Genomic DNA, 20170 nt, shown 5'->3' with positions numbered 1-20170 from the left:
AGAGGGGCCAACGGTCTGCGGGACGCCGTCTGCGGTCAGCGGGGCGCCACGGCCCCGGAGTCCGGCGACTGCTGGAGCCCGGAGGCGTCGACGGCCTCGAAATCCGAACCCTTGAAGCCCTTGAGAGCGTTGAGCTGGTCATTGTCCCAACCGGGGTTCTCCTCACCGGTGAGGTACCAGGCCGACCCGTTGTCGGCGACGATGGCCCCGTACTTCTTCAGCGCCTCGGCGACGGCCAAGGCCTGGGGGCCCAGGGCCGAGGTGTCCACCGAGCTCTTGAGCCGCATCCGCAGTCCCATGGGCGGCAGCGATTCGTCCGCCGCGGAGCCCGCCTGGTGCCTGGCCGGCCAGACGTAGCTCTGATCCGTACGGGGCACGGTCATCCGGATCGCGTGGTCGACCAGCCCGCCCGCCGCCTCGTCGTAGCGCACCAGCCCGGGCAGGATGGCGAGGCCGGCGGCATCGGCCGAGGTCCAGTCGGCGGGCCGCAGCTCGTTGCTCCGCAGGTCGAAGACCGCGCCCGAGCCGGCGCGCCAGGCGTTGTCGCCCTGCGGCGTCGCGTTCCAGAGCTCGTACGACTTGCACAGGGCGCGGTCCCAGACGACGACGTGGCGGTCACCGGAGCTCTGCGGACCGTTCTCGATCCCGGCGTCCTGCGGAATCCGGTACCCCGACGCGTCGCTCTCCTCGGCGATGTCCAGTGAGACCTTCGCTTCCGGCACCGTCGTGTCCGAGACGGTGATGGGAATGCCGAAGGGCTCGCCGTCGATGAGCCCCGCCCCGAAGTCGGGGTGCAGGGGCTCCGTGGCACCGATCGAAGCGACGTACCGGTCCGAGCTCGGGTGTACGGGAAGCGTGTCCACGGGAGCGTGCCAGAAGCTGTCCGGCGGAGCGGTCCGGCAGGAACCGTCCTGCGGGCCGGCGGCGAGCGGGGCGGCCGCCGCCGGGGAAGCTCCCTGGCCTGGACCCGCGTACCCGGACACCAGACAGGTGGCGGCGACGGCGGAGACAACGGCGACCACGGGCATCCGACGCCTTCGGCGGAGTGCGGCTCCGTGTTTCGTTGTCATGACCTCACCTCATCCGGAGGATCCGAGCCGAGACGGTGATCCCTTCCAGCGTAGGCACGTTCCGGCCCCACTGCTCTGCCGTCCGTGGGAACCCCGGGTGCGGTGCTTCCGTGGGCCGTGGGCCGTGGGTCGTGGGCCGTCGGCAGGTGGCTCCGGCGGCGCGCGTCGTGCTCCTGGCGCCCCACGAGTGCTCCCGGTAGCCCGTTGTGGCCCGGGGGACGTCCTGCGTTCAATGAGATGGGTCGACCGAGTGCGTTCCGCGACCCCCGTGAAGGCCGTCCGCATGCGCAGCCCCGCCGTCGGTTCCGTGTGCCGTGCCTGGTCCTGCCACCGCGTGAGCCCGTCCACTGCCGAACACGAGGTGATCACTGATGTCAGGAACACGGACGCACGAAGCCGACCGCGTACACGGCCCTGGCCGTGGCGCGGGAGCGGACGACCACGACGTGGGCTCGGCGGAGTTCATGAACCGCTTCGGGCTGGGCGGAGGGACGGACCGCAGCGCGCGGCTGACCCATGGGCTGAACCGGATCGCGGTGCGGATCGCACCGTACGCCGACCCGTTCGCGACCCAGTTGCTGAGCGATCTCGCCGTGTGGGTGTTCGCCTTCGACGACCTCTGCGACGAGGACCTCCCGAGTCTCACCCCCACCGAGATGCTCACGATGGTCGCCCGGCTCCAGCGGACGATCGAGGCCCCGGAGGTTCCCCTCGACGCAGACCCCTTCGCCCTGGCCCTGCGCGACATCCGGCTCCGGGTGGACGCGATGGCCACCCCCGTCCAGGTCAGGAGATGGGTCGACGCGATGCGCGGCTACTTCCTCGCCGAGGCCCGCATCGGCGCCGACACGACCGCACGGGGAGAGCCCCAGGACGTGAGCGACTACCTGCTCACCCGCCTGCACTCCGGGGCCGCCCTGGCCGTACCCGTGCTGCTCGACGCGGTCGGTGCCGCCCTGCCCGCACCCCGGTGGGAGGACCGGCGGATCCGTGCGCTGACCGAGATGGCGGCGGGGATCGTGGTCGTCGACACCGACATCCACTCCTTCGCGAAGGAGAGCGAACGCGGCAGCCGCAGCGGCAATTTGGTAGCACTCCTGGAAGCCCAGCGCGGCCGAGGCCTGGGCCCCGGGCAGGGCCTGGAAGCCGCTTCCGTGCTCAGGAACGCGATCATGCGCCGGTTCACGGACCTGGGTCGGCAGACCGCGATGGCCCCGGCGGACCCGCGGATCCAACGCTTCCTGGACGCACTCACCCAGTACGTCCACGGCGTGCGGGACTGGTGCGGGGCCACCTCCCGCTACCACCCCTACCAACCGAACGGCAGTCACCACCAGCCGGGCAGAGCCGCAACCGCGCTCCGCCCACCGGAAGGTGTCCCCCTCACACCCCCGCCGATCGCGTCGATCGCATGGTGGTGGGCCGTCGACGGCGCCCCGCCGCCGGCCCCCTGAGCCGGGGCACGGCCCCATCGCGAAGCAGTCGCGGGTGCTTCGGCGTCAGCCGCCGCCGCGCCAGATGTTGTCGAAGGCCGCGTTCTCGATGGCCCGGCGCTGTCGTACGGAGGCCAGTTCCACCACTGCGTCGTTGACGGCGGCCAACACCGTCGCGACCCCGTCGTCGGACACGTCCGGAGCGTCGCCGGACGGCTCGTCGCCGCCCTCCAGGGCCCGTGCCAGGAGAACGAGAACGGGATCCTCCGACCTCCACCGCTCCTCGGCCCGACGGCGGGCCGGCGAATCGGCCGGCACCAGCTCACCGGCCCGGAGGGAGAACCCGCGCCGGCGTTGCCGTACGAGCTGTCCTTCCTCTTCGAGCACGGCCTCGTAGCTCGCGGAAAGGCCGAGCCCTCTGCGCCACAGCCAGTCGGCGACGGACTCGTAGGGCGCCTCCCGGACGAGCGACGCCGCGGCCGCGTCCAGCAGGGAATCGCCCAGCTCCGCATCCTCGCCCGGCACGATGTGATCGCCGTCCAGCCCGATGGCCCGGGCGGCCAGGAGGTCGACCGCCTCGGCCCCCGCGAGCGCGAGCGACAGGTCGCCCTGTTCGACGGTCCGGCCGGACTCCGCGTCCATGGAAATGATCAACAAGTCCCGCGGTGTGGTCATCAAGGGCTCCTCTCAACCGTGCAGGCAGGGCGCCGGCCAATTATCGATCAGCTCGGTCGTCCGTGGGCGACCTCGCCCCCGGCCGTTCGCAAGACGTCACACTTTCCTGCCGCGGTGTCGGGGTGGCTGAGACCGGAGGCCCGGAGCGTACGGCGGGCCAGGGCCTCCGCGGTGGCGGTGAGCGTCCGGGCCGGTCGGGCGGCCGCGCCGGCAGCGGCGGCCCCCCGTCGCAGGGCCGTCTCCGCTACGGGAGCAGCTCCAGGGTGATGTGCGGGGCCAGCGCGCGCAGGAAGTCGGGCGCGTCGAAGATCTCGCCCGCGGAGGCGACGCCGACCGTACGCGTACGGCCGGTCAGGACCCGTTCCAGGGCTTCCACGACGAGGGGCGCCGTGACGGCGTAGATGTCCTGCCCGTGGGCCACGGCGCGGCGTTCCGCGCCGCCCGCCCGTACGACCGCGTCGACGAGGAAGGTCTGGTCGGAGCGTCCGCTGTCGTCGGCCGCGGACGGCGCCGGCGTGCCGGGAGCCGCGATGTCGCGTACCGCCTCGACCGTCATGTAGGTGGTCACGTCCGGGATCGACAGATGGCTGGGCACGGTCACCACGTCGGCCATCGTGAACTCCCCGATCACCTGCCGGGGCCCCATCGGCTCGGGGAACCGCCACTCAAGGGTCGGCGCGGCGTCGGTGCGGTATTCCCACTGCCCGCCCGCGTAGCGCATGCGCCGCTCACCGCGCCGCTCCCGCGAGACCGCGCCCGAAAGCCGCGTCCCGGCGGTGGGGTGCCAGCTGCTCAGGGCGTACGCGATGTGAGCCTCCTTGGCCTCGGTCCAGTCGCCCATCGCGGCGGTGGCCAGCAGGTCGCCCAGGCCGCCGAAGAAGGCCATCGCCGGAACGATCACCGCGCCGGCGTCCCGCGCCCGGTCGGCGAAGTGCGCGAAGGTGTCGATGTTGGCCTCCAGCTCGGCGGCCACGTCCAGGTAGGGGATCCCGGCCCGCAGGGCCGCCTCGATCACGGGGCCGGTCGTCGAGGCGAAGGGCCCCGCGGCGTTGATCACCGCAGCCGTGCCGGCCAGTGCGCGGTCCAGCGCGTCGGGGTCGCCGACCGTCGCCGGCCTGGCCTCCAGGCCGGTCTCGTAGGCCAGCGCCTTGAGCTTCTCGCCGTCGCGGCCCGAGAGCACCGGGACGAACCCGCGCTCCACCAGCTCCGCCACCACGAACCGCCCGGTGTGCCCGTACGCGCCGAACACCGCCACCGTCTGACCTGATCCCATGGTCCCGTTCCCCTGTCATCGTCCGTACCCGCATGACCGCGGCAGGCCCTCGGGGCCCGCCGCGCTCCGTCATGAACATCGTGTCGCGGAACAGCTCCCACCGGCCACTGTCCGGAACGACACGACCCGTACACTTCCGGACATGCCCACTGTCGCGCTGGCCGTCACCGACGGCATGCTGCACTTCGAGTTGTCCCTGGCCTGCGAGGTCTTCGGTTCGGACCTGACGCACCTCGTGAACCCCTGGTACGACTTCTCGCTCTGCGGACCGGGCGCCGTACGGATCGACCGCTTCCGCCTGGAGCCCGACCACGGACTCGACCACCTCGCGCGAGCGGACACGGTGATCGTCCCCGGCTGGGCCGACCTGGACCGGGACCCGCCGGCCGAGCTCATCGACGCGGTACGCGCCGCTCACCGGGCGGGCGCCCGCGTGGCCTCCCTGTGCACGGGCGCTTTCGTGCTGGCCGCGGCCGGCCTGCTGGACGGCAAGCGTGCGACCACGCACTGGGCGCACACGGAGGAACTGGCCAGGCGCCACCCCCTCGTCACCGTGGACCCCGACGTCCTCTACGTGGACAACGGCAGCGTGCTGACCTCCGCCGGCAAGGCCGCCGCCATGGACCTGTGCCTGCACCTGGTGCGCCTCGACCACGGCTCCTCGGTCGCCAACAAGATCGCCCGCCGGCTGGTCGTCCCGCCGCACCGCGACGGCGGCCAGGCGCAGTTCGTCACGACCCCGGTGCCCGTCCCCGGCAACCACCCGCTCGCCGACGTCCTCCCCTGGGCGCTGCAACGCCTCGACGAGCCGCTCACCGTGGAGGACCTGGCCCGCCGGGCCCGGATGAGCTCGCGTCACCTCGGGCGCCACTTCAAGTCGGTGACCGGCACCACCCCGTTGCAGTGGCTGCTCACCCAACGGATCCGCCACGCCCAGGAACTGCTGGAAACCACCGACGACACCGTCGACACCATCGCGACGGCAACCGGCATGGGCACCGGCACCACCCTGCGCCGTCACTTCGCCCGCACGGTGGGCGTCCCGCCGGACGCATACCGCCGTACTTTCCGCTCCCGGACCGCCCCGACCCCGGCGACGGCGTGAGCGGATCCCCGCACGTTTCCGATCACATCGATCGATTCGATCAAAAGATTCAGGCAAACGGTTGACTCGGACGAGGAGCCCTCCCTAGATTCGCCACATGGCGACCCCCGAGGCCCTCACCCCGGCCCCCGAACCCCCATCCGCAGCGCCGGCCGCCTGGTGGCGGAGTGCCGCGATCTACCAGATCTATCCGCGCAGTTTCGCGGACGGAAACGGTGACGGGATCGGTGACCTCGCCGGGATCCGAGCACGGCTCCCGTACCTGCGCCGGCTCGGCGTGGACGCGGTGTGGATCAGCCCCTGGTACCCGTCTCCGATGGCCGACGGCGGGTACGACATCGCCGACTACCGGGACATCGACCCGATGTTCGGCACCCTGGCGGAGGCCGAAGCGCTGCTGTCCGAGGCGCATGACCTGGGCATCCGGGTGATCGTCGACATCGTCCCCAACCACTGCTCGGACCAGCACCCCTGGTTCCGCGAGGCCCTCGCGGCCGGCCCCGGCTCGCCCGAGCGTGCGCGCTTCTGGTTCCGGCCCGGCCGCGGCGAACACGGCGAACAACCGCCCAACAACTGGCAGTCCGTCTTCGGAGGCCCCGGCTGGCGGCGGGTCACCGAGGCCGACGGCACGCCCGGCGAGTGGTACCTGCACCGGTTCGCCCCCGAACAGCCCGACTTCAACTGGGAAAACCCCGAGGTGCACGCGGAGTTCGAGTCGATCCTGCGGTTCTGGCTCGACCGGGGCGTGGACGGCTTCCGCATCGACGTCGCCGACAACCTCGTCAAGGACCCGGCGCTGCCCGACCACGAGAGCGGGCCCAGCCCCTGGGCCGACCAGGACGGCGTCCACGACATCTACCGCGCCTGGCACGAGGTCCTCGACGGCTACGACCACGATCCGGTCTTCGTGGGCGAGGTGTGGACCTCCGATCCGGAGCGCTTCGCCCGCTACTTGCGCCCCGACGAACTGCACACGGCGTTCAACTTCGCCTTCCTCCAGAGCCCGTGGGACGCGACGGCCCTGCGCACGGTCATCGATTCGACCCTCGCCGAGCACGCGCCGGTCGGCGCCGCCGCCACCTGGGTCCTGTCCAACCACGACACCACCCGCCACGTCACCCGCTACGGACGCGCGGACACCTCGTACGCGCTCGACGGCCGCCGGGTCCACGGCGTCCCCGCCGACCTCGGCCTCGGCAGGCGCCGGGGCCGGGCCGCGGCCCTGCTGACGATGGCCCTTCCCGGTTGCGTCTACGTCTACCAGGGCGACGAGCTGGGCCTCGAAGAGGTCGAGGACATCGAGCCGGCACTCCGCCAGGACCCGACCTTCTTCCAGACCGGAGGCGAGGACCTCGGCCGGGACGGCTGCCGGGTACCCCTGCCGTGGGGAGACGAGGCACCGGAGGCGAAGTCCTGGCTGCCCCGGCCGGCCGAGTGGGTTTCGCGGAGCGTGCGCGAGCAGAGCGCCGACCCGGACTCGATGCTCGGCTTCTATCGCCGGGCCCTGGCCCTGCGAGCCGCCCAACCGGCGCTGCTCGAAGGGAAGTTCACCTGGCTGTCCGCCCGGCCGGGCGTACTCGCCTTCGCCCGCACCGCGGCAGGGTCCTCCGTACGCTGCCTGGTGAACCTCTCGGGCGACCCGGTTCCGCTGCCGGAGCACACCGAAGTCCTTCTCTCCAGCGGGCCTCTGGAGGACGGCTCCCTGCCCCGGGACACCGCGGTCTGGCTGCGCTGAAGGAGCCGGTGCGCGCGAGGGGCGTGCCGCTACGGTGACGGCGAGGCCGAAGGCGCGGACCAGATGCCGCCGAGCAGGAGCCGTAGTTGGCCGGCGAGCCGGGTGGCGTCGATCGCGTCGGCGGAGGTGAGCGCGAGGCGCGCGAAGTGCTCCGCGGAGGCGACCAGCGCGTGGGCGAGGACCTCGGGGTCCGGCGCCGGCCCTTCGGCGGCCGGCGCGGACTCGATCCACGAGGCGACCCTGCGCCGGAACCGCTCCCGGTCCGCTTCGATGCGCGCGTGGACGGCCGGGGGAGTGGTCGCCGGCGTCAGCAGGATCAGGCGCCAGGTGTCCGGATCCTCCCGCAGCATGGCGGCCATCCGGTGCACCGCCTCGCAGGCGAAGTCGACCGGATCGCGGGTCGGGAGGGTGTCGGGAACGCTCGCGAGCAGGCGGGTGAAGGCGAGCTCCTGCTGCCGGTCGAGGAGGGTGAGCAGCAGGTCGTCGAGGTCCTCGAAGGCCCCGTAGACCACCGAGCGCGCGACCTGGGCCCGCTTGGCGATCGCGTCGATGGAGATCCGGGCGTAGCCGTCGCTCACGATCACGGCGAGGGCCGCGTCGAGGAGTTGCTCGCGGCGTTCGGCGAGCGGGACGCGCGGAGCGTAGGGGCGCCGCCTGCGCGGCCTGTCGCTTGAAGACGTCGGTGTCGACACCTTGGCATCTTACGACAGTCGTGTCTTAATTTAAGACAGTCCTGTCTTATTGGGGGAGCGGTGCGTACCCGCTGCCGGGAACACGAGGAGCGGTCCGATGGCCCGACTGCACGGCAAAGAGGTCGAACCGCACGGCGACTACGGGTTCTTCGGTCCCGGATCGGTGGTCTGGAAGGTGTGGAGCTACCCGACGGCGCCCACGGTGGGCTTCCAGCGCTCTGTGGTCGTGGAGGAGCTCGACCCGCCGCTGGTCGCCGCGGTCCACGGCACCCAGGGCATCTACGACCGCTCGCGCACCCGCTACGACCGCACGCTGCGCTACTTCGCGATGGTGGCCTTCGCCGGCACGGACCAGGTGTGCAAGGCGGCGGACGTGCTGGTGAAGGTCCACTCGAAGGCCATCGGTCACCTGCCCTACGGCGAAGGCACCTACGACGCCAACGACCCCGCCTCGCAGCTGTGGATACAGCTCACCGGCTGGCACTCGATCCTCTACGCGTACGAGAAGTACGGGCCGGGCAAGCTCACGGCCGAGGAGGAGAAGGAGTACTGGGAGTCCTGCGCCCTCGCCGCGGAGTTCCAGACCTGCTCGCCCGACGACGTCCCGCGCGACCGTGCGGGGATCCGGGCCTACTTCGAGCACATGCGCCCGCGGCTGGAGGCCAGCCCGATCGCCCGGCAGGCCATGAACCACCTCCTGAACACCGACCTCGTCCTCCCGCCGACCCCGTGGTGGATGAAGCCCGCGCGGATGGTCGTCGCCAGGACGCACCGGATCGCCACCATCGCCACGATGCCGCGCTGGATGCGGGAGATGGCGCAGATCCGGCAGTCACGCCTCCTGGACGTCCTCGTCGTACCGGTCATGCGGACGTCCTTCGCGCTCGCCCACCTCAACCCCCGGGTCGAACTGTTCCTGCTGGGGATGCTCTCCCCCTCCACGGTCAAGGTGGTCGCGCCCGTCAAGCTCGGCGTGCCTCCCCGCACCAAGGAGGTCCTCACCCCCGAGCAGGCCCGCACCCGCCACGGTTACGCGAAGCCCGCCGAGGCGCACGCCGAGTTCCGGGCCCGCCAGGCGGCACGCGTCTTCGGCGACGGGAAGCCCCCGAGCGACCAGGGACTCATCGAATCCCAGGAGGTGCTGGGCCCGCTGGCCTGATCGGCGGGACGCCCCACCCCCGGGAAGCCCCGCGCGGCGCGTCACCTCACGTGGTGGTGTGCCGCGTGGCCTGCTGCTCCGGGTCGAGGGGGACGCCCAGTCCGTCGGCCAGGGCGGTGAGGGTGGCCCCCAGGGGGAGCGCGACCCGGGTGGCGGCGTGCCGGTCGCCGCGGGTCGGGTCCCGGTTGACGATCAGTACGGGCTTTCCCGCCTGGGCCGCTTGGCGGACGAACCGGAGCCCGGACATCACCGTCAGCGAGGATCCCAGGACCAGCAGCGAGGTCGCCGCGTCGACCAGGCCTCGGCAGTGTCCGACCCGCTTCGGCGGGACGGTCTCGCCGAAGAACACCACGTCCGGCTTGAGGATGCCGCCGCACAGTGCGCAGGGCACCGGGCGGAAGTCCCCGACCTGCTCGTCGGTGAGGTCGGCGTCGCCGTCCGGGTTCAGTGCGGCGTCCGCCGGCGCGAAGCCGGTGTTGGCCTCCTCCAGCCGTCGGGCGAGTTCCCGGCGGGGGCTGAGGGCTCCGCAGGAGAGGCACACGACCCGGTTCAGGCTTCCGTGGAGCTCCACGACTCCCTCGCTGCCGGCCGCCTGGTGCAGTCCGTCGACGTTCTGGGTGATCACGCCCGAGAGCATCCCGCTCCGCCCGAACGCCGCGACGGCCCGGTGCCCGGCATTGGGCGCGGCCTGCCCGAACGTGCGCCAGCCGAGGTGGCCGCGTGCCCAGTACCGGCGCCGGGCCCGGGCGCTGGAGGTGAACTCCTGGTACGTCATGGGCGTGTGCCGGCGCAGGCTGCCACGCTCGCCCCGGTAGTCGGGGATGCCCGACTCCGTGGACATCCCGGCCCCGCTGAGCACCAGCACCCCGCCGGCCCGCAGCGCGTCGGCGACCGGCCCCGGGTCCGTGGTGCCGGGCGGCAGGTCCGCGGTCGGGGTCCAGTTCAGAGTGGGACGCGTACGCATGCCGCCAGGGTACGGAAGCGCCCGGACATCGGCACGGGGCGGCCCGTCCCGGCCGAGCCGGAGGGGGCGATCACAGACCGTGGCGGCTGCGTGGTGGTGGTCGCCGCTACGCCGACGAGCTCGGCGGCATGGCCATGGCGTACCTCCTCGCCCCGGGCCGGAGTCGCACCGCCGGCACTTGAGCCGCTCGCACGGCCGGGCGTGAACGGGGAGATCGCGTGCGGCGAGGGCCGCGGCAGGTTACGCCTCGCGTGCGGAACTCTTCTTGCCCATGGACCACTTGACTGCCGGTCGCCGACCCGGAGGCCTTGCGGCACGGTCAATAACGCTGTTATTTTCGCAGCACCAAGTTTTTGTGCGAGCGCATCGGGGGTTGCCGTGGACGCCATGCAGATCACGATCCTGGACGACGGCAGGGAAACGGCCGTACCCGCGCGGACGGGCCCCGCTGGCCGGATCCTCCTCACCCCCGAGGCGGCCGAACAGGCTCTCGGCTGGGTCCGCAAGCCGCACGGCTGGTGCCGGGGAGACCTGTGCGTGCCCGCGTCCGCCGCCGCCCGCGCCGAACACGACGGACTGCTCGACCCGGTGGAGTTCGCCGGGATCCTCGACCGCCCGGTCGCGACCGACGCCGGGGTCATCGCCCTCGGAGTCTCCGCGCAGGAACGCTCCCAGACCCTCGCCGGGGCCACCGCCCCCGACTTCACCCTCCCCGACGTGGACGGCGTACCGCACTCGCTCAGCGACCTGCGCGGCCGCAAGGTCGCCCTGCTCTTCTGGGGCTCGTGGTGCGGCTGCCGCTACGACCTCCCCGAATGGGAGCGCCGGCACGCCGCACTCGCCGAGCACGGCTTCAGCGTCCTCAGCGTCGCGGTGGACCGCCGCACCGCCGACGCCGCGCCGTGGATCGCCGAGGCCGCGGTGACCCACCCCGCCCTCATCGACACGGACGGAGCCGTCTGTGACCTCTACGACGTCCTGAACGTCCCGACCGTCCTGTGGATCGACGAACAGGGGAAGGTGGCCCGCCCCAACGACACCCAGTTCGCCACCGACCTGTTCCGCGAACTGTCGGGCCTGGACTCCGGCGCGGCGCTCGCCGCACTCGACCGCTGGGTCCTCACCGGGGACAGCGGACTGACCGACGGGGACGTCACCCGGCACACGCGCCGCGCCACGGCCGGCCAGCAGCAGGCCCGTACCGAAGCGGCCCTGGCCCTGTGGCTCCACCGCAACGGCCGCGGGCCGGAAGCCGAACGGCATTTCGCACGAGCCGAACAGCTCGCACCGCAAGACCTGACGATCTGGCGCGGAACCATGCCCCTGCGCGGCCTCGACCCGATGGGCGACGAGTACTTCGCCAAGCGCACCGCACTCACCGAAGCGGGCATCCCGATCTACCGCCCCCTCGGCGACTGGCAGCAGGCATGAGCGGCGACCTCTACACCCGCACCCAGGCCCAGGGCCAGGAAGCGCTGCGCGCCGCCCTCCTCGACCTGGCCGCCCAACTCCTCGCCGCAGAGGGCCCCTCCGCCCTGACCATGCGCCGCATCGCCACCGCGGCCGGCTGCTCGACCACGGTCCTCTACCGCCACTTCGGCGCGAAGGACGGCATCGCCGAAGCCCTGTACCAGGAGGGCTTCGCCCGCCTGCGCCGCAGCCTGGAGGCCGTCCCCCCGTCCGCCGACCCGACCGCCCACCTGGCCGACCTGGGCCGTGCCTACCGCGCCAACGCCCTGACCGAACGCAACCTCTACCAGGTCATGTTCGCCGGCCTCATCCCCGGCTTCACCCCCACCCCCGAGGCCCGCGAGGTCGCCGCCGCCAGCCTGGAAGTCCTCCGCGAAGCCGTACGGGCCTGCGCGGCGACCGGCGTCCTGCGCCCGGCCGTGGACGTCGAGGAGGTCACGGACATCATCTGGGCGGCCGCCCACGGCTCGATCACCCTGGAACTCGCGGGCCACTTCACGGCACAGACGGCGGAGCACCGCTACCAGATCCTCACCAGGGCCGCGGTGGCCGCATTCCTGCAGGCCCCCGGGTCGTGAGCGGGCACGGGCGGGGCGGTCCCGCGTTCCGTCCCCGGTCCGCGGGACGTGGGGCGTGATCAGCGGGACCGAATGAGACGGCCTTGAAGTCCCCCCGCACCCGGTGACGTGACGTACGATCCCCTGGTTCCGCCGTCCCCGCTGACCCGCCGCACAAGCCGTTGAGGCGGAGCCGGCCGTCGGCGAGACTGCTGCCATGGGTTCCCCGAAGTTCACCGAGCCGCTGCGGCCGCCCGATCCCGAACCTCCGGCCGTCGACGCCTTCCTCTCCGCCGTGGACCGCGCCATGAACAGCACCACCCTGCTGCTCACGGCGGAGTGCGAGGTGCCCGTCACGGCCGCGAACCGGCGGGAGGTCCTGCACGCCTTCCTGCGCAGCCCGCTGTTCGAGCGGCTGATGCGCGCCGCCGACGCGCGCCGCGACTGGCACACCCTGAGCGGTGCAGACGGGGACGCGGATGCTGACGCCGACGAGCCCTTCGGCCGTCCGCTCCTGCGCGCGGGCTTCCGTGCCACGCTCACCCCGCTCGAACCTCCCGGCCTCCCGGCGCGGCTGAGCTGGATGCTCCGCGAGGCGTTCAGCCCCTACGGCCACCACTACCCGGCGGCGGACGCCGAAAGGCTGGTGCGCGGCTTCATCCGCGAACTCCTCGGTGCGGACGACGGCCCGGCGTGGTCCTGCGCCGCCGTCAGCCCCGACTTCCTGCGCTTCACCGGCTATTACTCGGACGAGGAACCGCTGCGGCCCGTGTACTTCGACGGCGGCGACTGCGACACCGCCACATTCGTACACCGGGACCACACGTTCCACCTGTTGCTGACGAACGGCTCGCCTTGAGCGGGCGTCCCGCGCACCTTCGCGGGCGGATCCGTCCGTGGCCGCGTCCAAGGCCTCCCCGCACGCGTACCGTGGCGGTACGACCCACCGGGAGGAACAGCCGATGAGCGCGCAGCCCGAACACGCCACCGTCACGCCGTACGCCCCCGCGCCGGGAGCCCCGGCCGAACTCCTCGGCCGGCTGCGTGCCGACCGTCGTGCCCCGCAGTGGGTCCCGGCCTTCGAGGGGGAGTGGGCCGCCGCGCTGGAGGCGTCCCGCCGCACGTTCTCCCTCGCCGCGCTGTACGAGACCCTCCAGGTCTGGCAGGCCCGCCTCGCCTCCGTGCCGGCGGTCGACGCGTTCGTCGCCTCCGGCCACGACGACAGCACCTTCGTGGACCTGACCGAGGCACGGAGAAGCCGCCGGTGACCGGACAGCCGTACGCGATACGCTTCTCCGCGCCCGCGGCCAAGGTCCTCGACACCCTGCCCGAGCACGCCGAAGACATGGTCTGGGACATCCTGGACGCCGCCGCGGCCGATCCCTGGGGGTTCCACCAGTGGGACCCCGACGACGCCGAGGGCCAGGACGTACGGCTGGCGTCGGTCGGCCTGCTGTCGCTCACCTACTGGATCAACAGGCCCCTGCACCGCCTGTCCGTCCTGAACCTCCTCTGGCTCGGCTGAAGCCCGGAGCGCGGGGCGCCCCTCAGACCGCCGGAGGGTTGAGGCGGGCGAACCCCTCCTGCCGGTGGTACGGGAAGTAGGGGTACGGGGCCGTGCGGCTGCTCGCCGCGTCGAGCTTCGCCATCTGCTCCGGGGTGAGCGTCCAGCCCACCGCGCCGAGGTTCTGGAGCAGTTGCTCCTCGTTGCGGGCGCCGATGATGACGGAGGACACGGTCGGCCGCTGGAGCAGCCACCGCAGGGCGATCTGGGGGACGGCCCTGCCCGTCTCCTCGGCGATCTCGTCCAGCGCGTCGATCACGCGGTAGAGGTACTCGTCCTCGACCGGCGGGCCGTAGTCGGCGGTGTCGTGCAGCCTGCTGCCGGCGGGCAGCGGCTGACCGCGGCGGATCCTGCCCGTGAGCCGGCCCCAGCCGAGCGGGCTCCAGACGATCGCGCCCAGCCCCTGGTCGAGGCCGAGCGGCATGAGCTCCCATTCGTAGTCGCGGCCGACGAGGGAGTAGTGGACCTGATGGGCGACGTAGCGCGGGCGGCCGTGCAGGTCGGCCGCGGCGAGGGACTTCATCGCCTGCCATCCGGAGAAGTTGGAGATGCCGGTGTAGCGGATCTTCCCCGCCCGGACCAGGTCGTCCAGCGTGGACAGCACCTCCTCGACGGGAGTGCCGGCGTCGAAGGCGTGCAGCTGGAAGAGGTCGATGCGGTCGGTGTCCAGGCGGCGCAGCGCGTCGTCCACCGAGGTGATCAGGCGGGACCGGGAGGTCCCCGCCCCGCCCGGGCCGTCTCCCATGGGCAGCCCGGCCTTGGTGGAGATGAGCACCTGGTCCCGGCGCCCCTTGAGGGCGGCTCCCAGGACCTCCTCCGAGGCGCCCGCGGAGTAGACGTCGGCAGTGTCGAACATCGTGACCCCGGCGTCGATGCAGATGTCCACGAGCCGGCGCGCCTGCTGTACCCCGGTGTCGCCCCAGGCGCCGAAGAGCGGTCCCTGCCCGCCGAAGGTGCCCGCTCCGAAGCTCAGTTCCGGGACCACGAGTCCGGACGCTCCCAGCCGCCTGTATTCCATGACGCATCCCCTCATCACCCACGGCTCCATCTAATGGGGCTGCGGTTCCGTTAAGATGGCCCGAGCGTAGCAAGTCTCGACAGTTAATGGAACTGGAGTCCCGTTATGGAGTTCGCCGAAGCCGGACCGGACAGCGCCGCCGAACCGGGGTCGGGTCCGGGCGCAGGGCCCGGGCCGGGGAGTGCGCGGCCCGGAGGGCGTACGGCGCGGGTCCGGGAGGCGGTGCTCCGGGCCGCCGAGGACGTCCTGGCCGAGCGGGGTTTCGCCCACCTGGACCTCGCCGACGTCGCGCGGCGCGCGGACGTCGGGAAGACCACCGTCTACCGCCGGTGGGGCACCGTCGCCGGTCTCATGTCCGACCTGCTGCTGGACATGGCGCAGCAGTCCCTTCCCCGGGCCGATACGGGCTCGCTCCTCGGAGACCTGACGGCCAACGCCCGGCTGGTGTGCCGGACACTGGCCGACGCCCGCCAAGGAGCCCTGTTCAAGGCGGTGATCGCGGCCGCCACCAGCGACCCCGAGGCGGCCCGGTCACTGCACGGCTTCTACGCCGTCCGCGTCGAGGAGTGGGCACCGTGCGTCCGGGAGGCCGTGGCCCGCGGCGAAGTGCCCGAGGGCACCGACCCGCACGAGGTGATCCGCGCGGTGTCCGCCCCCCTCTACTACCGCCTCCTGACCACGGCCCTCCCGCTCGACGAGGCCGCGGCCGACCGCTCGGCCGCCGCCGCGGCGGCCGCCGCCCGCGCGGGGGCGTACGTACGGGAGGGGTAGCCGAAAGTGCGAGGGAGCGCGCGAAGGCGGGCATCACGGCCCGGGGCGGGTTATGGGTAGATTGCCGGATGCCGGGAAAGTGCTCGACATCGGCGCACCGCCGCATAGAGTCCCAGCTCAGGAAGCAAGTTCCCGCAGCTGCGGGAACGAACCGGGGGCCGCTGGGCCCGGCCCCCTCGAAGGTGCTCGGTCACAATGAAGTGCCGGGCGGTGTGGTGGCCGAGAACGGAGAGGATCTGATGAGCGGGGCCGACGAGGGACGGCAGTGGCCGGACGAGGTCAGTGTCGACAACGCGAGGACGACGCTCCTGCAGCTCCTCGCACGAGCAGGGGTCCCTGCCGGCGACGCGCGCGAACTGATCGGTCTGCTGGAGGCGGGCACGCTCGCGCTCGCGCACGAGGAACTGAGCACCGGGGACCGGAGCGCACCGGGGGACAAGGGCGAGCCGTACGAGTCGGGATGGCTCGACGGCGCCGGAGACCTCCTGGCGGAACTGGGCGCCGTCACCGAGCGGACGCTGCTGCGCGTGGTGAGCCCGGACGGGGAAGAGGACGCGGCCGGACAGCGTCCGCGGGCCAGGCGCATGGAGGTGGAGCGGGCGCAAGTGGCGCTCACGCCCCTGTACCTGACGTTCACCGAGGTCTCGGAGCTGGATCCGGAGGCGACCGAAGAGGTGCTCACCGCCGTCCTCGCCACAATGAGCACGAGGCAGCGGGCCCGCTACGCGGGGCGGCTGACGGAGTTCACCGAAGCCCACCAAGACCGGCTGGGGCGGCTGTTCACGAGGTTCGGAGCCGGCAGCGCCATCACGGTGCACGGCCGCTTCTCGCTCGTCCACTCCGCCACGAGCATCGCGGTACTGGAGCGGCTCCTCGCCGAGCCGCAGGCGCTGCGGGAGGCATGGGACACGGCGGAGCTGCCGCCGGCGTGGCTGGACGGGCTGACGACGGCCTGGGAGGCCTCGGCCTGAAGGCGTCCGACCCCCGCTCGGCCGTTTCGCCCCGCCCTGATCCGCTCTCTCGAACCGCTGATCCGCTCCCTTGACCCGCCGGGGTCATTCGATCAAGATCCCCGCATGACCCTTCCAGGACTGCCCCGCGAAGACCGCGTGTTGAGCCCGTACACCGGCTACACGCGCGCGCATTGGGAGGCGGTGGCCGACGGGCTGCTGCGCGCGGCCTGGCGGTGGGCCACGCCGCGCGGGGCCCTGCTCGACCTGCCGGGACCGCCGTCCGCCTCCGGGGTGCGCTCCGACGGGCTCGAAGGGTACGCACGGACCTTCCTGGCGGCGGCGTTCCGCGTGTCCGGGGCCGGGGGAGCGGACCCGTACGGCTGGCTGGAGCGGTACGCCGACGGCCTGGCGGTGGGAACCCGGACGCCCGGCCGCGACGATGCGGAGTCCTGGCCGGTCATCCGCGACATCCACGCGGGCGGCCAGCCGATGGTCGAGTCGGCCTCGGTGGCCCTCGGGCTCCGGCTGACCCGGCCGTGGCTGTGGGACCGCCTCGACAGCGCGGTGCAGGACCGGACGGAGGAGTGGTTGCGCGGCGCCCTGCGCCATGTGCCCGCTCCCAACAACTGGTACCTCTTCCCGTACACCGTGGCCGGATTCCTGGAATCCGTGGGCCGCGGCGATGCCGAGACGGCCAGGGTGCGCAGCCGCGCCCTCGACCTCCTGGAGGGCTGGTACGCCGGCCAGGGCTGGTACGCCGACGGCGAAGGCCGCGCCTTCGACCACTACAACGGATGGGCGCTGCACCTGTATCCGGTGCTCGACGGCCACCTCGGCGACTCGCCGGACCGGCCGGACCGGGCGGACCGGCAGTCGGCCCCGCACGGTGACCGGCTGCGGGCCCACCTGGACGGCTTCTCCCTCCTCTTCGGGGCGGACGGGGCACCGATCCACTTCGGGCGCTCCCTCACCTACCGCTTCGCCGCCGCGTCCGCAGTCGGCCTCGGAGCCGTCACCGGCCACACCCCGCTCGCCCCCGGCACCTCACGCCGTTTGATCAGCGGATCGCTGCGCTACTTCCTCGACCGGGGCGCCGTCGGCGCCGACGGCCTGCTGGGCCTCGGCTGGCACGGCCCGCACGCGGCGACCCTGCAGGGCTATTCCGGGCCGGCCTCGCCCTACTGGGCCTCGAAGGCCTTCGTCTGCCTGCTCGCCCCGGCGACGCACCCCCTGTGGACGGCCACGGAGGAGCCCGCGCCCAGTGAGGGACCCGACCGGGTGTGCGCCCTGTCCGCGCCCGGGCTGCTGATCCAGAGCACCCGCGCCGACGGGATCGTACGACTGCACAACCACGGGAGCGACCACGTCGGGCCGGATCAGCCGGAAGCGGCCCGCGACGAGGACCCGCTCTACTCCCGCCAGGCCTACTCCACCCGCAGCGGCCCCACCGCGGGCGCCAACACCCCGGACAACCACCTCGCCGTGGTCGTGGCGGGCGCCCGCAGTGTCCGGCGGCGCATCCACCCGCTGGGTACCGGCGAGGGCAACGGCTGGGGCTGGGCCGCGTCCTGGCACCGGCCGGTCTTCCCGGGAGGCGCGCCCACGGTGCCGGGCCTGCGCGTGGAGAGCGTCACCTTCGTCCGCGGCCGGCACGAACTGCGCGTGCACCGGGTGTACGGAGCCCCGTACGGAGCCCGCGTGGAACAGACGGGCTGGGCCACGGGGCCGGAGGAGCCGCTGCGCTCGGAGCTCCACCCGGTGCACGGCTGGGAGGCGCTGGACGAGGCGAGGGCGCCGGCCGGGACCGCCTTCACCCGGTGGGCGAGCATGCCCCGCCTGACCGCCGAGGCCGGGGGGACGGGCCCGTACGCGGCGCTGGCCGTGCTCAGCGGAACCGGAACCGGCACCGGCACCGGCACCGGCGATCCGGATCCCGGGCCGATCGCAGAGGCGCTCACCCGGGTGACGGCGGACCAGGGATCCATCGAGGTGCGCTGGGCCGACGACGGATCGCTGACCCGGATCGCCTTCGAGCCCCTGCGCGTGGAGCACGGGCCACCGGCCACCGAGCGGTAGCCGCGAACCCCGTACGCCTCCCGCCGGCTACGTCACTGGTCCTGAACGCGCCGGAACGGCCGGTCGGCCTCCAGCTCGAAGGCGAGCTCCAGCAGCTTGCGCTCACCACCGGGACGGGCGGCGAACATGACGCCGACGGGCAGCCCGTCCGGGGTCGCGGTCGCGGCGGGCACCGAGATCGACGGCGTGCCGACGACGTTGTCGACCGGAGTGAAGGCCACGTACGCGAGGATCCGCTCGATCAGCTTCGCGTAGGGAACGGTCGGACTGAGGTGGCCGATCGGCGGCGTGGTGTGGGCGAGCACCGGCGACATCACGAGGTCGAGCCCGCGGAAGGACGCCGCGTAGGCCTCCTTCGTACGCTTCAGCCGCCGCAGCACGCCGGGGGTCCGCCGCCAGTTCCGCAGGTACTCCTCGCGCAGCCCCTGGCTGAGGCCGTCCATGCGGCGCCGGTCGAAGTCCGCGCCGAGGGTCCGGCCCGTCACGCCGAGGAGGAAGGACAGCATCCCCCAGTACGTGAGGAAGTCGTCGGTGAAACTCGGATCCATGCCCAACTCCACCGGCTCCACGGTGTGTCCGAGCCGTGCGAGCGTCTCGGCGGTCTCCGTGACGGCCGCCCGGGTGGAGGCGTCGGAGTGCACGCCGTTCGGCGAATCCAGCACGAACCCGATGCGCAGCCGTCGCGCCGAGGGGCCTTCGACCAGGCCTACGGGCGGCAGTCCGGGGCTCCGCCGGTACGTTTCCGCGGCGGCGAGGAACGCGGCGGCATCGCGCACGGAACGGCTCACGACCCCGTCGGAGATGATGTCGAGCGGCAGTTGGCGGCCCAGGGCACTGGCCACGACGCGTCCGCGGGACGGCTTGAGGCCGACGAGCCCACAGCAGGCCGCGGGTATGCGGATCGAGCCGCCTCCGTCGTTCGCGTGCGCGATCGGCACGGCGCCGGCCGCGACCAGCGCCGCGCTGCCGCCCGACGAACCGCCCGCCGAGTAGCCCGTGTGCCAGGGGTTGCGCACCGGCTCCGCGCCGTCGTACTCGGTGGTCGGGCTGAACCCGAACTCGGGCAGCCGGGTCTTGCCCAGGACCGTGACGCCGCTGCTCAGGAGCTGCCGGGTGAACGGCGCGTGCTGCCGGGCGGCCCTCGGCCGGAAGGCCGCGCTGCCGTGGCCCGTGGGCAGCCCCTGGTAATCGGTGTTGTCCTTGACGAAGGTCGGCACCCCGGCGAAGGCACCGCCCGCCCCGGCGGCGGGCGCCGGGCTGTCGACGTGCACCTGGACCGCGCCCAGCCGCGCGTCGACCGCCCGCACCCGCTTCGCGGCGTCCCGGGCGGCCTCGGCGGGGGAGACCTCGCCCCGCCGGATCGCCGCGGCGAGACCGACGGCGTCGTGCTCTCCCAGGGCGTCGTCCCGGAACGCGTGCACGATGGTCGGTTCGTCGAAAGTCGTCACCGCTGCCTCAGCCTCCGCTGTGTTGATGGTCGTCCGCCATCATGGCTTACCGGCAGGTAACACGCGAGGATTTCGCAGGCCATTCGATACCGCGGTGAGACACCGAACAGGCCTGCTTCAGGCCGACTTGACCCTGTTCCGCCGGTGGAAGGAGCACCACGGGCAGCAGGGCCCGCGTACGCCGACCCGCGGCCCGCCACGGCCATG

General features: G+C 72.8%; 19 protein-coding genes. 12 read left to right on the top strand and 7 right to left on the bottom strand.

Features of this window, described 5'->3' with window-relative positions; translation table 11 throughout:
* Positions 1-35: 35 nt before the first annotated feature.
* Entirely contained in the window at positions 36-1070 is a 1035-nt protein-coding gene (locus tag OHA37_RS01260; protein ID WP_266901524.1) for a hypothetical protein, read from the bottom strand.
* Positions 1071-1441: 371 nt separating this feature from the next.
* On the opposite strand from OHA37_RS01260, the gene OHA37_RS01255 reads away from it, so the two are divergent.
* A complete protein-coding gene (locus tag OHA37_RS01255) occupies positions 1442-2524 on the top strand; it encodes a terpene synthase family protein (protein WP_266901522.1) in 1083 nt (360 codons plus the stop codon).
* Positions 2525-2569: 45 nt separating this feature from the next.
* Here the strand turns inward: OHA37_RS01255 and OHA37_RS01250 are convergent, their stop codons facing one another.
* Both OHA37_RS01250 and OHA37_RS01245 read right to left on the bottom strand, forming a co-directional pair.
* A complete protein-coding gene (locus OHA37_RS01250; protein WP_266901520.1) occupies positions 2570-3178 on the bottom strand; it encodes a GOLPH3/VPS74 family protein in 609 nt (202 codons plus the stop codon).
* Positions 3179-3422: 244 nt separating this feature from the next.
* Positions 3423-4451, bottom strand: a complete 1029-nt coding sequence (locus OHA37_RS01245) for a saccharopine dehydrogenase family protein (RefSeq protein WP_266901518.1) — start codon at positions 4449-4451, stop codon at positions 3423-3425.
* Positions 4452-4593: 142 nt separating this feature from the next.
* Here OHA37_RS01245 and OHA37_RS01240 point away from each other — a divergent pair, with 142 nt between their 5' ends.
* Both OHA37_RS01240 and OHA37_RS01235 read left to right on the top strand, forming a co-directional pair.
* On the top strand, positions 4594-5556 hold the full coding sequence (locus tag OHA37_RS01240) for a helix-turn-helix domain-containing protein (RefSeq protein ID WP_266901516.1): 963 nt from the start codon (positions 4594-4596) through the stop codon (positions 5554-5556).
* Positions 5557-5653: 97 nt separating this feature from the next.
* Positions 5654-7291, top strand: coding sequence for a glycoside hydrolase family 13 protein (locus OHA37_RS01235; RefSeq protein ID WP_266901514.1), 1638 nt, complete (start codon positions 5654-5656; stop codon positions 7289-7291).
* A 29-nt stretch (positions 7292-7320) separates the two neighbouring features.
* Here OHA37_RS01235 and OHA37_RS01230 read toward each other — a convergent pair whose 3' ends face one another.
* Positions 7321-7983 (bottom strand): TetR/AcrR family transcriptional regulator, encoded by a 663-nt coding sequence (locus tag OHA37_RS01230; RefSeq protein ID WP_266901512.1) that lies wholly within the window; start codon positions 7981-7983, stop codon positions 7321-7323.
* 97 nt (positions 7984-8080) lie between these two features.
* Here OHA37_RS01230 and OHA37_RS01225 point away from each other — a divergent pair, with 97 nt between their 5' ends.
* Positions 8081-9142 carry an oxygenase MpaB family protein gene (locus tag OHA37_RS01225; protein WP_266901510.1) on the top strand — a complete coding sequence of 354 codons (1062 nt, stop codon included), beginning with the start codon at positions 8081-8083 and terminating at the stop codon, positions 9140-9142.
* 46 nt (positions 9143-9188) lie between these two features.
* On the opposite strand, the gene OHA37_RS01220 is transcribed toward OHA37_RS01225, so the two are convergent.
* The gene (locus tag OHA37_RS01220; RefSeq protein WP_266901508.1) at positions 9189-10106 is read right to left on the bottom strand and encodes an NAD-dependent protein deacetylase; all 918 of its coding nucleotides are present in this window, start codon (positions 10104-10106) and stop codon (positions 9189-9191) included.
* A 387-nt stretch (positions 10107-10493) separates the two neighbouring features.
* On the opposite strand from OHA37_RS01220, the gene OHA37_RS01215 reads away from it, so the two are divergent.
* From OHA37_RS01215 to OHA37_RS01195, 5 genes are all read left to right on the top strand, one after another.
* The gene (locus OHA37_RS01215; protein ID WP_266901506.1) at positions 10494-11537 is read left to right on the top strand and encodes a TlpA disulfide reductase family protein; all 1044 of its coding nucleotides are present in this window, start codon (positions 10494-10496) and stop codon (positions 11535-11537) included.
* Entirely contained in the window at positions 11534-12154 is a 621-nt protein-coding gene (locus OHA37_RS01210; RefSeq protein ID WP_266901504.1) for a TetR/AcrR family transcriptional regulator, read from the top strand. Before OHA37_RS01215 ends, OHA37_RS01210 begins: the two co-directional genes overlap by 4 nt.
* Before the next feature lie 196 nt (positions 12155-12350).
* Complete coding sequence (locus OHA37_RS01205; RefSeq protein ID WP_266901502.1) at positions 12351-12992, top strand: hypothetical protein; 642 nt, start codon at positions 12351-12353, stop codon at positions 12990-12992.
* A 103-nt stretch (positions 12993-13095) separates the two neighbouring features.
* Positions 13096-13401, top strand: a complete 306-nt coding sequence (locus OHA37_RS01200; RefSeq protein WP_266912433.1) for a DUF6247 family protein — start codon at positions 13096-13098, stop codon at positions 13399-13401.
* The gene (locus OHA37_RS01195) at positions 13398-13658 is read left to right on the top strand and encodes a hypothetical protein (protein WP_266901500.1); all 261 of its coding nucleotides are present in this window, start codon (positions 13398-13400) and stop codon (positions 13656-13658) included. Before OHA37_RS01200 ends, OHA37_RS01195 begins: the two co-directional genes overlap by 4 nt.
* 22 nt (positions 13659-13680) lie before the next feature.
* Here the strand turns inward: OHA37_RS01195 and OHA37_RS01190 are convergent, their stop codons facing one another.
* Positions 13681-14715 (bottom strand): aldo/keto reductase, encoded by a 1035-nt coding sequence (locus OHA37_RS01190; protein WP_266901498.1) that lies wholly within the window; start codon positions 14713-14715, stop codon positions 13681-13683.
* Positions 14716-14820: 105 nt separating this feature from the next.
* On the opposite strand from OHA37_RS01190, the gene OHA37_RS01185 reads away from it, so the two are divergent.
* From OHA37_RS01185 to OHA37_RS01175, 3 genes are all read left to right on the top strand, one after another.
* Positions 14821-15486, top strand: a complete 666-nt coding sequence (locus OHA37_RS01185) for a TetR/AcrR family transcriptional regulator (RefSeq protein ID WP_266901496.1) — start codon at positions 14821-14823, stop codon at positions 15484-15486.
* 239 nt (positions 15487-15725) lie between these two features.
* Complete coding sequence (locus tag OHA37_RS01180) at positions 15726-16457, top strand: hypothetical protein (RefSeq protein WP_266901494.1); 732 nt, start codon at positions 15726-15728, stop codon at positions 16455-16457.
* Between the two features lie 105 nt (positions 16458-16562).
* A complete protein-coding gene (locus tag OHA37_RS01175; RefSeq protein WP_266901492.1) occupies positions 16563-18515 on the top strand; it encodes a DUF2264 domain-containing protein in 1953 nt (650 codons plus the stop codon).
* Positions 18516-18547: 32 nt separating this feature from the next.
* Here the strand turns inward: OHA37_RS01175 and OHA37_RS01170 are convergent, their stop codons facing one another.
* Positions 18548-19963 (bottom strand): amidase, encoded by a 1416-nt coding sequence (locus OHA37_RS01170; protein ID WP_266901490.1) that lies wholly within the window; start codon positions 19961-19963, stop codon positions 18548-18550.
* Positions 19964-20170: the final 207 nt, after the last annotated feature.

The organism is Streptomyces sp. NBC_00335 (assembly GCF_036127095.1).
GTDB lineage: Bacteria > Actinomycetota > Actinomycetes > Streptomycetales > Streptomycetaceae > Streptomyces.
Note: the sequence above shows the minus strand (reverse complement) of the source record. Positions and strands in the feature narration are given on the sequence as shown.